Here is a 12,125-nt window from a genome sequence, read left to right as displayed (position 1 = left end):
CGCGGTGGCGACCTGGACGAAGCGAAGGCACTGGAAGCAAAGAAGCAGGCCGAAGAGCTGATGCTGAACAAGGAATCGAAGATCGACTACGCGAAAGCCCAGGCCGAAATGGCCGCTGCAATCGCGCAGTTGGCGGCGATCCAGAAGCTGCGTTCGCGAGGACGCTAAGCAGCATCCGCGTTTGCGGCACAAGAGGCAGCCTTCGGGCTGCCTTTTTTATTGGGGTCAGGTCTGACATTTGGACACAGGCTCTGCCTTGGCACGTACGTGTTTATTGCATTGCCGCCACTCTGGACTGCATGCACGGTCGAGGTCGTGTCCGAATGTCAGACCTGACCCCGCTTTGCGTCTGCGCCGTCCGGCAAGCGCAAGCGCGGCCAGTCCGGTGGCCAGCATGGCGGCATGGCCCGGCTCTGGAACGACGCTGACCTGCAGGACCGCGCGGTCGGCCTCGGCGCCCAGCGACCAGTAAACCGGGACTTCCGGCTCCAGCGGCATGATCGTGATTTCCATCCTGCCATCGACATCCGGCGTTGCGATGTACCGAGGGGCCAAGGGATCGGTGTCGAACGTCCCTTCAGGCGCGGACATCCAAGTGTCGATGGAAATGTAGTAGACACCGCTCGTGTACGCCAGCCTGTTCTGGTAGCCAGTTCCTGTCCAGCGTATCTGCGCCAGGCCATCGTTCGTTGAAAACTCGACCGACCTGCCGCCCACGCTAAGGGTGTAGGAAACATCCTTAGTGAAGTTGTAGCACTCCGTGCCATAGCACAGCTCTTCGGAGAAATCTGAATTGAAGCCGGTGTTGACCGTGAGCGAATAGGGTAGGACGGCAGCCGCCTGGTCGTAGAATGAGCCCAATCCCAACTGTTCGAAAATGGGCGAGGGACCAGGCGTCAAGCTGCCGCTGAGTTGCGTCGTGACACGGACCGGTTCGCCCGCTGCCGCCAGGAGCGGGGCGAGCAGGACCGGGAACAGCAACCTGGAAAGCTTCATGATGCGCTCCCGAAGAGGGGTCACGAACCAGTATAGGCGCCCTGTTCCGGCATGGCGCGCACCTGACCCGATCCGTTGCGCCGATGCCGCACCATTGCCCGCTTGCGCACCGTTGATTGCCGCACTGATGCCTGGCCGGTTTTCGCTTTACCATTCTCCGACACCCGTTTGGGCACTACTACCGTCGAGCCGACCATGGGAAGCGCACCACATCACGATGAGCAACAAGGGCCCGGGGACGTCTCCTTTCGCCAGACCTTGTACCGCTTCCTCTTCTTCGACTGGCTGTTCCGCGACGTCAGCAGGGCGCGCAATTTGTATGAGCGCCACGCGGCGCGCGAACACAACCGGCGCATGAGCCGCTACCTGCCGGTCTACATGCGGCGCTGGTCGGTGCTGGCCACCTGCGACTTCGCACTCGGCTTCCTGTTCGAGCGCGTCCTGTCCGCGACCATGCTGTCGGCCCTGTTCTTCACCGGTACCTGCGTCACCGTCACCGGTGTCCTGGTGATGACCGTGATCTGGCTGTTCCTCGCCGCCAGGCTGCCTTGAGGATCACAGGGGCATCCCGTTCGCCCCCGGATAGCCACCACTTGACCCATCCGAACGACCGCTGATCGGCTGTCGATTGCGGCAGGCCCGGCAGCGTACGTACAGTCACGGCACTCCACGACAAGAAAGGAATGCCGACCATGTTCATCCGTACCGCCATCTGCGCCGCCGCGCTGCTCCTGTGCGCACCGCACATCGCCTTCGCCGCCGACGCCAATCAGGGCAAGCCGCTTACCAAGCGTGCCCTGGAGGACCTGTCCTTCCGCCTGCACGCCACCGTCGCTCCCTACTTCCCCGCCGAGGCACCCGGTGGCATCGTGCTGGTGGTGAAAAATGGCCAGACCGTCCTGCGCCGCGCCTACGGCATGGCCGACACCACGAAAGGTGTGAAAATGGCGCCCGAGATGGCCATGCGCATCGGTTCGATGACCAAGCAGTTCACCGCGACCGGCATCCTGCTGCTGGCGGACGAAGGCAAGCTCTCCGTCGAGGACGAGATCACGACCTACCTGCCGGACTACCCGACCCAGGGCAAGAGAATCACCATCGAGCACCTGCTGACCCATACCTCGGGCATCGTCAGCTACACCGGCAAGCCGGGTTATGCACAGCGCGCGCCGCAGGACACCACGGTGGCGGCCCAGATCGACTCCTTCAAGAACGACCCGCTGCAGTTCGAGCCGGGCAGCGCCTGGCGCTACAACAATTCGGGCTACTACCTGCTCGGGGCCATCATCGAGAAGGTTTCCGGCCTGCCTTATCACCAGTTCCTCGCCCAGCGCATCTTCGAGCCGCTCGCGATGGCGCATACCGCCTACGAAGGTCATGAGCGCGGCGAGTGGCCGAGCGCCGCCGGTCACTCCCCGCTCGAAAAAGGGTTTGGTGCGGCCCGGCCGCTCGGCAAGAACCAGTCCTATGCCGGCGGCGAGCTGGTGTCGACCGTGGACGACTTGGCGAAATGGGACGCGGCCGTCGGCCGCCAGCTCCTCAAGCCGGCGACCTGGCAGCGCGCCTTCACGTCCTACAAGCTGGCGGACGGCAAGGATAGCCACTACGGCTATGGCTGGGAGCTGACCCTGATCCAGGGCGAGCCGACCATCGGCCATAGCGGCTCGACCCGGGGCTTTCGCTCCTACGGCCTGCGCGTCCCGAGCAAGGGCGTGTACGTGGCGGTGCTGACCAACGGCGACGCCGGCACGGTGGTGCCGGACGTGGTGGCACGCCGGGCTGCCGCCGTCGCCATCGGCAAGCCGCTGCCGGAATTCAGGGAAGTGGCGCTCGATGCAGCGGCGATTGACGCGGTGGCCGGTGCGTACACGTTTGAGAAGGACACGCAACGCGTATTCCGGCGCGATGGCGAATTCCTTTCCCTGCTGCGCCCCAACCGTGGTCCCCTGGTCTTGCGGGCCATGTCGGCCAACGAGTTTTTCGTGCCGGATACGGCGGACTGGTTCGTGTTCCAGCGCGAAGGGGGCAAGGTCACGGGCGTGACCTACCACCAGGATGGCAGGGCGTTGAACCACGTGCGCAGCGGCGAGGCGCCGCCGCCGCGCATCGTGGCGAAGATCGCGGATGCGGTTTTCGATGCGCATGCCGGCCGCTACGAGATCCAGCCGGGCATGGTGTTCGAAGTGACGCGCGACGGCAGCCGCTATTTCGTGCAGCCGAGCGGCCAGCGCCGGGTCGAGATCTTCCCGCTGAGCGAAACCCGCTTCTTCGCCCGCGACGTCGACGCCGAGCTCAGTTTCGAAGGCCAGACCCTGCGCTTCACGCAGGGCAGCCGCCATTTCTCCGGTCGCCGGATTTGACCGCCTGGACCGTGTAAACAACCATTCGTCGCCCGGCGTTTGCCGTCCAGGCAAGCCGGGCCTATGCTTTTCAGGCCTCTACAACAAGAAAGGGACCGACCATGCTGCTTCGTACCGCCATGTGTGCTGCCGTGCTGCTGTTGTGCCAACCGCAGGCTGCATTTGCCCAGGATGCCGTCAAATCCGCGACTGCCGAGCAAGACCTGGCCAGCCGCATCGACGCCGCCATCGCGCCGTATTTCAAGGCCGACGCGCCGGGCGCCACGATCATCGTGGTCAAGGACGGCAAGCCCGTGCTCCGTCAGGCCTACGGCATGGCCGATACGGCGAAGGGTGTGAAAATGACGCCCGAAATGGCGCTGCGCCTCGGTTCCATCACCAAGCAGTTCACGGCGACCGCCATCCTGATGCTGCTTGATGAAGGCAAGCTGTCGCTGGACGACGACATCACGAAGCACCTGCCGGGCTACCCGGCCAAGGGAAAGAAGATCACGATCGAGCACCTGCTGACGCATACCTCGGGCATCCCCAGCTATACGGGCAAACCGGGCTACATGCTCAACATGGCACAGGACGTCACTGTCGCCCAGATGATCGACAGCTTCAAGAACGATCCGCTCGAGTTCGAGCCGGGCAGCCAGTACCGCTACAACAACTCGGGCTACTTCCTGCTCGGTGCGATCATCGAGAAGATCTCGGGCCAGACCTATGCCGGCTTCCTCGAGCAGCGCATCTTCAAGCCGCTCGGCATGCGCGACACCTATTATGAAGGCTTCGGCAACAGCAAGGCGCCGGTGGCGGCCGGCCATAGCCGCGCCGAAAAGGGCTATGGCGCCGCCGCGCCGCTCAGCATGACCCAGCCCTATGCGGCCGGCTCGCTCGTGTCCACGGTGGACGACCTGGCGCGCTGGGATGCGGCGATCGCCAAGGGCCGCCTGCTCAAGCCTTCCAGCTGGCAGCGAGCGTTCACTTCGTATCGCCTGGCCGACGGCAAGGCCACCGGCTATGGCTACGGTTGGGACGTCAGCAAGGTGCAGGGCGAGACGGCGATGGGCCACGGCGGCGGCATCAACGGCTTCAGTACCCATGCGCTGCACGTCCCGGACCGGAAGGTCTACGTGGCGGTGCTGACCAACAGCGACAGCGGGCCGGCCAATCCGGGTCTGGTGGCGCGCAAGGCGGCCGGCATCGCCATCGGCAAGCCCTACCGCGAATTCAAGGAGGTGGCGCTGGATGGCGCAGCGCTCGACGCGGTGACCGGCACCTACGAGGTCGAGAAAGGCGTACAGCGCGTGTTCCGCCGCGGCGGAGATGGCCTGGTCATGCAGCGCAGCGGCCGGCCGCCGGTAGCACTGAAGGCCGCGTCGAAAGATACCTTCTTCGTGCCGGGCGGCCTGGATTGGTTCGAATTCCAGCGTGACGCTGCAGGCCAGGTGACGGCCGTGACGCTGCACCAGGATGGCAACGCGCTGGTCCATCAGCGCATCGGCGACGCACCGGCCGGGCGCAAGGCGGTAAAGATCGCCAGCGCGGCCTTCGATACCCGCGTCGGCCGCTACGAATTGCGTCCCGGCTTCGTGATGGAGCTGAGCCGCGAGGGCGACCGCTATTTTGCCCAGGCCACCGGGCAGCCGAAGCTGGAGATATTCCCGATGAGCGAGACCGTGTTCTTCTCGAACGAGGTCGATGCCGAGATCAGTTTCGAGCCGGCGGCCGGCCAGGGCTTGGTGCTGAAGCAGGGCGGGCGCAGCATCCCGGCGCGCAAGCTTTGATGGGGTTTCGTAGGGTGGGCGGCTTGTAATCTGGGCCACTGGCCCAGATTACCCCACGCGGTGATAGTTAGTGGATGAGACTACGCGCGGGCAGATCTAGCCTGGTTTGAACGCGTGGGCGGGAGACCCGCCCACCCTACGTTATCGCGGCTGCTCTAGCGTTTCTGGGCTTGTTCGCCCGCCAGGCGCAGCGCCACCTTGTGGCGGAACCAGTCTTCCTTGACGTAGCGGTACAGGTTCGCCCCCGGGCACACGGTCTTGCTTGAATAGTCCCGGTGGCTGCGGATAGCGTCCAGCGACACCTTGTACTTCGCCGCCAGCAGCGCCATCAGGTCGACCACGGCATCGAGCTGCCGCTGGTTCGGCTCCACTTCCTCGAAGTTGCCGACCACCTCGATCAGGGCGTGCCCGCTGGGGTCGTACTCGGTATTGGTGTCGCCCGCGAAGTCGATGTTGCGCGCCTCGTAGATGCGGCCATCGAGGTCGATCACGTAGTGGTAGGGGATGTCGAGCCAGCCCTTGCTGGCGCGCGACCAGGACTGCAGGCGGCGCAGGTAGGCTTGCGGATCGGTGCCCGCCTTGAAGGGCTCGCCCTGGTGGTGCAGGGTGATCTGGGTGATGGCGTGGCGGCGCGCCTTTGACGCGTCGGCCGGGGTTCCGCCCCAGTTCGCCACGGGGACGATGGCGCGTTCCACCGCGGCCAGCGGTTCGGCCGCGTGGACGGGCAGCGAGAGAAGCAGGGCGGCGAGCAGGGAAAGGGCGGTAGGGCGCATGTTGGGCATGGAAATCAAAGGTGCCCGCATCTTTTCACGTTTGCGCCCGCGACGCCAGCAGTGATGCGAATCTGATAAGCTGAAAGCCGAATCACCATCGAGCCAAGCCACCATGAGAAGCATTGCCCAGATCCTCAATGACAGCAAGACCATCGCCATCGTCGGCCTGTCGAACAAACCCGACCGCGCCAGCCACGAGGTGGCCGCCTACCTGCAGGAGCACGGCTACCGCATCGTGCCGGTGAACCCGAGCTATGCGGGCGAGACCATCCTGGGCGAACAGGTCCACGCCACGCTGCAGGATGCGGCCGACGCCCTGGCCGGCAGCGGCCAGCGGATCGACATCGTCGACTGCTTCCGCAAGTCCGAGGACATCCCGCCGATCGCGCGCGACGCCGTCGCCGTGCGCGCCGGCTGCCTGTGGATGCAACTCGACATCGAGAACCAGGCCGCCGCCGACCTGGCGCGCGCCGCCGGCCTCGACGTCGTCATGAACCACTGCATCAAGATCGAGCACCGCAGCCTGAACGCGGGCTGAACGGATATCGTCCGGGCGCCGCGGGCGGCCGGCGGTCTTTACAGGCGGCGGCTGCGTTACAATCGTGGCATCACCAACCAGGGAACTCCCCGCCATGATCAAGACCACCGCCCTGCTGTTCGCTGCCTTTGCCGCAGCCAGCGCCGCTCTTCCTGCCGCCGCACAGGCCACGTCCACGCCGGGCGCGCCGGCCGCCGCGCGCATGCCGATGAGCTGCCCCGCCATCCTCAAGCAGAACTTCAAGCGCCTGCAGGACGACGCGCCGCAGGACCTGTGCCAGTATGCCGGCAAGGTGGTGCTGGTCGTGAACACGGCCAGCTACTGCGGTTTCACCAAGCAGTACGAAGGGCTGGAGAAGCTGTATGCGAAATACGGCGGACGCGGCCTGGTTGTGCTGGGCTTCCCCTCGAACGACTTCGGCAAGCAGGAACCGGGCAATGCCAAGGAAATCGCCGACTTCTGCTTCAACACCTATGGCGTCAAGTTCCCGATGTTCGCCAAGAGCGTGGTCACCGGTCCGGAAGCCAACCCGCTGCACGCCAGCCTCGCCAAGGCCACCGGCCAGGCGCCGAAGTGGAACTTCACCAAATACCTGATCGGCCGCGACGGCAAGGTGCTTGAACATTTCCCGAGCAAGGTGACGCCGGAAGACCCGGCCCTGGTCGGCAAGATCGAGCAGGCGCTCGCCATGTGAGTCGGAACCAATAACCACATTCTTAATGTGGTTATTTTGATCCAGATCAACGATTTTTTTGCTCTGCATCAATATTCTTCCTTTCGTTACATGACGAAAGGAAGAAAAACATGAAAACCTTGTTCAAGCATGTGCTGGCGATGTCTCTCGCGCTCGCCGGCACCCAGGCCCTGGCACAGGATTCCAACTGGATGCTGCGCGCCCGCGCCGTCCACATCGATCCCGCCAAGCATTCCGCGCCCCTGGCCGGCAGCGGCGCCGCCGACCGCATCCACGTGGCCAGCAAGACCATCCCGGAAGTCGATATCTCCTACTTCTTCACGCCGCACCTCGCGGCCGAACTGATCCTCACCTATCCTCAAAAGCACGACGTCACCCTGGATGGCGCGCGCATCGGCAGCTTCCGTCACTTGCCGCCGACCTTGAGCGCCCAGTACCACTTCGCGCCGCAGGCGAAAGTAAGCCCTTACTTAGGCGCGGGCCTGAACTACACGCGGATCTCGCGCGTGAAGCTGCTCGGTGGTGCGGGCGACCTCGAGAACGACAGCTGGGGCCTGGCGCTGCAGGCAGGCGTCGACATCCGGCTCGATGCACGCTGGTCGCTGAACCTCGACGTGAAAAAAGTGAACATCCGCAGCGACGTGATGGTCGGCGGCGCCAGGGCAAGCGCGGTGAAGGTCGATCCGGTGCTCTTCGGCCTCGGCCTCGGCTACCGGTTTTAACTAGCGCTCAAGCTTGCGGGTCGTCCAGCAGGACCGCCCGCAGCGGCCCGCGCAAGGCATTGCAGACGACGATGTCGTCCGCCTCCGCCAGCATCGCGCGCGTGATGGTCTGTTCGCTGGCGCGCCAGGCCGGCGCCTGCAGCAGCACCGCCCGCATCACGCCCGGCAGCAGGCCGCTCGACACGGGCGGCGTGATCCACTCGCTGCCGAAACGCAGGAACACGTTGCTGCGTCCCCCCTCGGTCAGTTCCCCGCGCTCGTTGAAGAACAGGGCGTCGAAAGCGCCTTGCGCCTCGGCGGCGCGCCAGGCCGCGTCGTAGCGGCTGCGCACGCTGGTCTTGTGGCGCAGGAAGACGTCGCCCGAATGGGTGCTGTCCTTCGCCAGCAGCAGCGCCACCGGTTCGCGCAAGGGGACCTGCGGCGCCGCCTGCACGGCCAGCGCGCCGCTGTGCGCCACGGCCAGGCGCAGCCGGTGCAGTTGGCCCTGGGGCAGGGCCAGGCAGGCGTCGTTCAGGGCCGCGCGGGCCGCGCCGTAATCGAACGGATGGCCGAAGTAGCGGCAGGATGCTGCCAGGCGGTCGAGGTGCTGCTCGACGTGGCGGCAGCCCTCGTCCCGGGAGGCGCGCAGGGTTTCAAAAATCTCGAACTCGTTGTGCAGGCCGGTGAGGAAGCGCGCCTTGAGCTGGCATTCGGCATATTCGGAGGCGGCCTCGCTGTCGTAGACGATGCCGGCGCCGACGCCCAGCTCGCCCTTGCGGGTGCCGCCTTGCGGCGCCCCCAGCGCCAGGGTGCGGATCGGGACCGACAGGCAGAAATCACCGAAGGCCTTGCCGCCGCCTGGGGCGGGCGGGTCGAACCAGCCGATCGCACCGGTATACATGCCGCGCGCGCTTGGCTCGAGTTCGTGGATGATCTCCATGGTGCGGCGCTTCGGCGCGCCCGTGATCGAGCCGCAGGGGTAGAGCGCGGCGAATACCTGCTCCAGACTCGCATCCTCGCGCAGGCGCGCCTGCACGGTCGAGGTCATCTGCAGCACGCTGCCGTAGCGGCGCACCTCGAACAGCGCGGGCACCTCGACGCTGCCGGTGGCGGCGACCCGTCCCAGGTCGTTGCGCAGCAGGTCGACGATCATCAGGTTCTCGGCGCGGTTCTTGCTGTCCGCGGAAAGCGCCTTGGCGCGTTCGTCGTCGACGGCATCGATGCCGCTGGCCGGGGCGGTGCCCTTCATCGGGCGCGCCAGCAGCCTGCCGGCGTCGTGGCGCACGAACAGTTCGGGCGAGAAGGACAGCACGGCGCTGCCGTCCGCCAGGGCCACCAGGGCGCCGTAGGGCACGCGCTGGCGCTCCCGCAGGCGCGCATACAGCTTGAGGAGCGAGCCGTAGGTCTCGAAGCGCAGGCGGTAGGTGTAGTTCACCTGGTAGGTGTCGCCGGCGGCGATGTAGTCGCGGATGCGGCCAATCGCCTCGGTGAAGGCCGCCTCGTCCACGTTGGGCCTGATGCCGGCCACGCCCGCCCGTTCGTTCGCCGGCGCGCGGGTGGCGATCCAGGCCTCGACCTGGCTTGCATCCAGGTGCTCGCATTGCTCGAACAGCAGCACCTGCGCCAGTGCGCCTTCCACCGGGTGCGCCGGCACGCCTTGCAGCTGCGCGCCCAGTTCGTAGGTGAGGAGCGGCACCGCGTACAGGCCGCGTCCCAGCGCTTCCTGCAGCTCGCGCAGCAGCTGCGGCCAGCCGGCGGCATCGATGCAGTGCAGGGTGCCGGCGTGGCGGCTGTACAGGCGCGAGCGGGCGTCGCCTGCGGCGCCGGCGTCGTCCAGCAATGCGAATACTTCCTGGGTGTCCATGATGCCTGTGCAGGAAGCCTTTATGCCGCCAGCAGCAGCGACAGCTGCAGGGCCGTGCCTTCGGCCGGGTTCTGCTTGAAGCCGCTCTTGGCGAAGCGGTGCCAGCGCCCGGTCACGTAGCTCACCAGGAGGCTGGCGCGGGCCGCGACGTCGGTCTCGAGGCCGTGGCCCTGGGTGACGGCAACCCGCAAGGCGCCCTTGAACGCCATTTCGATCCGGTCGTAGAAGCCGTTCATGCGCAGCTGCAGGCGCTCGTCCTCGCCCACCAGCGCGTCGCCGATCAGCACCCGGGTCATGCCCGGGTTGTTGGCGGCGAAGGACAGCAGCATCTGCAGGATCGCGTGCGCCTGGTGCACGCCGTCTTCCTCGCGCTCGGCGATCTGGTTGATCAGGCCGAAGACGCTCGATTCGATGAACTCGATCAGGCCTTCGTACATCTGCGCCTTGCTGGCGAAATGGCGGTACAGCGCCGCCTCGGATACCGACAGGCGCGCCGCCAGCGCCGCCGTGGTGATCTTGTCGCCCTTGGGCTGCTCGAGCATCGAGGCCAGGGCCTGGAGGATTTGCAGTTTGCGCTGACCTGGCTTGGTTGCCATGTGATCCCTAGTGTCGTGTTGTTGTTGGTATTAGCGCAGCCGGTGCAGACGCGCCGGAAGCTGCCGCACGGATTTTACTTTGACATCGACGTAGCCGGGGCGTTTCAGGGTCCGCGGCAGTGGTCCGATGCGCGGCCCGGCTTTGCCGATCGGGTCGCTCATGCGCAGGTACTGCGTCACCCAGACGGTGCGCAGTCCGAGGCGGCTGGCGCTTTTCAGGTTGGCCAGCGTGTCCTCGACCAGGATGCAGCGGCGCGCGGCCACGCCGTGCTTGCGCAGCAGGCGGCGCAGCATCAGGCTTGACGGCTTGGGGCGCAGCTGGCGGTGCACGTGCATGTGCTCGATCGCGACGTGGTGCGCGAAGTGCCGGCTCAGGCCCAGGTGGCGCATCACGTCGGTCGAGTAGCGCGTGGGCGCGTTGGTGAGCAGGATCTTGCGGCCCGGCAGGCGGCGCAGCAGCGTGCCCAGTCCCTTTTCCGCGCGCACCAGCTTGTCGAGGGCGCCGAGATCGTGCGTGACGTGCAGGAAGTCGGCCGCCGACACCCCGTGGTGGCGGATCATGCCGAGCAGGGTGGCGCCGTAGCGCTTCCAGTAGCCCAGGCGCGCCGCATCGACCTGCGCCTGGGTGGCGGGCGTGCTGCCGTCGCCCAGCACGCGCCCGATGTAGGCGTTCATGTTGGCGCTGATGGCCGGGAAGATCGCATGCGAGGCATCGTGCAGGGTGTTGTCGAGGTCGAACAGCCAGACGGGGGAGGGGAGGGTATGATTTGCCACAGTTTCAGTTTAAAAGCGCAAACACAACAAGGGGAAATGAATGCGACGACGTCCGATTATAGTGGTGTTCCTCAGCTTGTTCCTGCTGGCCTTCCAGGCGATGGCGGCCGAAGTGGGCACGGCGCGGGGCGCGCTGTTCAAGGCCACGGACAAGGGCAATACCTTGTACCTGTACGGCACCATGCACGTCGGCCGCGCCGACTTCTATCCGCTCGAGCCGCGCATCCGGACGGCGATCGCCGCCGCGCCCACGCTGGCGCTGGAAATCGACATGAAGGGCGACCCGGCCGCGCCCGCGGCCGCGGTCCAGCAGCATGGCATGTTCCCGCCCGGCAGCCCGGGCTATGCGGGCCTGGCGCCCGAGCGCCGCGCGCGCATCGAGGCGGCCCTGCGCAAGCATGGGCTGGAGCCTGCCGCGGTGGCGCAATTGAAACCCTGGATGCTGGTGACGATGCTTGCCGTGTTCGACACCGTCAAGCTGGGCTACGACCCGGCCCTGGGCGTCGACGACCACCTCGCCACCTTGGCGCGCCAGGGCAAGACCCGCATCGCCGAGCTCGAGACCATGCAGTACCAGGCCAGCTTGCTGAACCGCCTGTCTGACGAAGAACAGTGGCGCCTGCTGGAAGAAACGCTGGAAGACATGGCTTCGGGCCGCCAGTTGCGCGAAACGCGCGAGCTGCTCGATGCCTACGAACGCGCCGACCGTCGCGCGCAGGAAGCGCTCATGCGGCGGCTGGAGAGCGACGACAGCCTGAGCGGGAAGTTCACGCGCGAGCTCCTGCTCGACGAGCGCAATGGGCCGATGGCGGACAAGGTGGCGGCGCTGCTGGCGCGCGAAAACAATGCGGTGGTGGCGGTGGGCCTGCTGCACCTGCTGGGACAAGGCGGACTGCCCGAGCTGCTGCGCAAGCGCGGCATCAAGGTGGAGCGGATCTACTAAAGGGGGAGGGTACTGCAGGAAGAAGAATGGTGCCCTTGACGTGGATTGAACACGTGGCCTCTCCCTTACCAAGGGAGTGCTCTACCACTGAGCTACAAGGGCATTCAGGTCATT

The 12,125-nt window shown here is 66.0% G+C and carries 13 protein-coding genes and 1 tRNA gene; 8 read left to right on the top strand and 6 right to left on the bottom strand.

What is annotated here, in order from left to right:
* Positions 1–168: ATP synthase delta/epsilon chain alpha-helix domain-containing protein (locus ACK4S9_RS14520; protein WP_409726742.1), on the top strand; the 168-nt coding region annotated here is incomplete at its 5' end.
* A gap of 57 nt (positions 169–225) precedes the next feature.
* On the opposite strand, the gene ACK4S9_RS14515 is transcribed toward ACK4S9_RS14520, so the two are convergent.
* Positions 226–996, bottom strand: a complete 771-nt coding sequence (locus ACK4S9_RS14515; RefSeq protein ID WP_409726736.1) for a PEP-CTERM sorting domain-containing protein — start codon at positions 994–996, stop codon at positions 226–228.
* 195 nt (positions 997–1,191) lie between these two features.
* Between ACK4S9_RS14515 and ACK4S9_RS14510 the strand changes: the two genes are divergently transcribed.
* The 3 genes from ACK4S9_RS14510 to ACK4S9_RS14500 all read left to right on the top strand — a co-directional run bounded on the left by ACK4S9_RS14510 (position 1,192) and on the right by ACK4S9_RS14500 (position 5,128).
* On the top strand, positions 1,192–1,548 hold the full coding sequence (locus ACK4S9_RS14510; RefSeq protein WP_409726734.1) for a hypothetical protein: 357 nt from the start codon (positions 1,192–1,194) through the stop codon (positions 1,546–1,548).
* 140 nt (positions 1,549–1,688) lie between these two features.
* Positions 1,689–3,356 (top strand): serine hydrolase, encoded by a 1,668-nt coding sequence (locus ACK4S9_RS14505; protein WP_409726732.1) that lies wholly within the window; start codon positions 1,689–1,691, stop codon positions 3,354–3,356.
* Positions 3,357–3,457: 101 nt separating this feature from the next.
* A complete protein-coding gene (locus ACK4S9_RS14500; protein WP_409726730.1) occupies positions 3,458–5,128 on the top strand; it encodes a serine hydrolase in 1,671 nt (556 codons plus the stop codon).
* A 155-nt stretch (positions 5,129–5,283) separates the two neighbouring features.
* On the opposite strand, the gene ACK4S9_RS14495 is transcribed toward ACK4S9_RS14500, so the two are convergent.
* A complete protein-coding gene (locus tag ACK4S9_RS14495; RefSeq protein WP_409726728.1) occupies positions 5,284–5,901 on the bottom strand; it encodes a peptidoglycan recognition family protein in 618 nt (205 codons plus the stop codon).
* Positions 5,902–6,013: 112 nt separating this feature from the next.
* Here ACK4S9_RS14495 and ACK4S9_RS14490 point away from each other — a divergent pair, with 112 nt between their 5' ends.
* The 3 genes from ACK4S9_RS14490 to ACK4S9_RS14480 all read left to right on the top strand — a co-directional run bounded on the left by ACK4S9_RS14490 (position 6,014) and on the right by ACK4S9_RS14480 (position 7,855).
* Entirely contained in the window at positions 6,014–6,439 is a 426-nt protein-coding gene (locus ACK4S9_RS14490) for a CoA-binding protein (protein WP_409726726.1), read from the top strand.
* Between the two features lie 94 nt (positions 6,440–6,533).
* A complete protein-coding gene (locus tag ACK4S9_RS14485) occupies positions 6,534–7,133 on the top strand; it encodes a glutathione peroxidase (RefSeq protein WP_409726724.1) in 600 nt (199 codons plus the stop codon).
* A gap of 110 nt (positions 7,134–7,243) precedes the next feature.
* Positions 7,244–7,855, top strand: a complete 612-nt coding sequence (locus ACK4S9_RS14480; RefSeq protein ID WP_409726722.1) for an OmpW/AlkL family protein — start codon at positions 7,244–7,246, stop codon at positions 7,853–7,855.
* A 7-nt stretch (positions 7,856–7,862) separates the two neighbouring features.
* On the opposite strand, the gene pabB is transcribed toward ACK4S9_RS14480, so the two are convergent.
* Genes pabB through ACK4S9_RS14465 form a run of 3 tightly spaced genes read right to left on the bottom strand, consistent with a single transcriptional unit; the run spans position 7,863 to position 11,068 of the window.
* Positions 7,863–9,698 carry an aminodeoxychorismate synthase component I gene (pabB, locus tag ACK4S9_RS14475; RefSeq protein WP_409726720.1) on the bottom strand — a complete coding sequence of 612 codons (1,836 nt, stop codon included), beginning with the start codon at positions 9,696–9,698 and terminating at the stop codon, positions 7,863–7,865.
* A gap of 20 nt (positions 9,699–9,718) precedes the next feature.
* Complete coding sequence (gene slmA / locus ACK4S9_RS14470) at positions 9,719–10,294, bottom strand: nucleoid occlusion factor SlmA (protein WP_409726718.1); 576 nt, start codon at positions 10,292–10,294, stop codon at positions 9,719–9,721.
* 30 nt (positions 10,295–10,324) lie between these two features.
* Positions 10,325–11,068 carry an HAD-IA family hydrolase gene (locus ACK4S9_RS14465; RefSeq protein WP_409726716.1) on the bottom strand — a complete coding sequence of 248 codons (744 nt, stop codon included), beginning with the start codon at positions 11,066–11,068 and terminating at the stop codon, positions 10,325–10,327.
* Between the two features lie 40 nt (positions 11,069–11,108).
* Here ACK4S9_RS14465 and ACK4S9_RS14460 point away from each other — a divergent pair, with 40 nt between their 5' ends.
* Complete coding sequence (locus tag ACK4S9_RS14460; protein WP_409726714.1) at positions 11,109–12,011, top strand: TraB/GumN family protein; 903 nt, start codon at positions 11,109–11,111, stop codon at positions 12,009–12,011.
* A gap of 27 nt (positions 12,012–12,038) precedes the next feature.
* Here ACK4S9_RS14460 and ACK4S9_RS14455 read toward each other — a convergent pair.
* A tRNA-Thr gene (locus ACK4S9_RS14455) sits at positions 12,039–12,113 on the bottom strand.
* Positions 12,114–12,125 lie beyond the last annotated feature (12 nt).

The sequence above is a fragment of the Massilia sp. genome (assembly GCF_046293535.1).
Classification (GTDB): Bacteria; Pseudomonadota; Gammaproteobacteria; order Burkholderiales; family Burkholderiaceae_D; genus Telluria.
The sequence above is the reverse complement of the archived record's forward strand: the minus strand, read 5'-3'. Positions and strand labels throughout refer to the sequence as shown.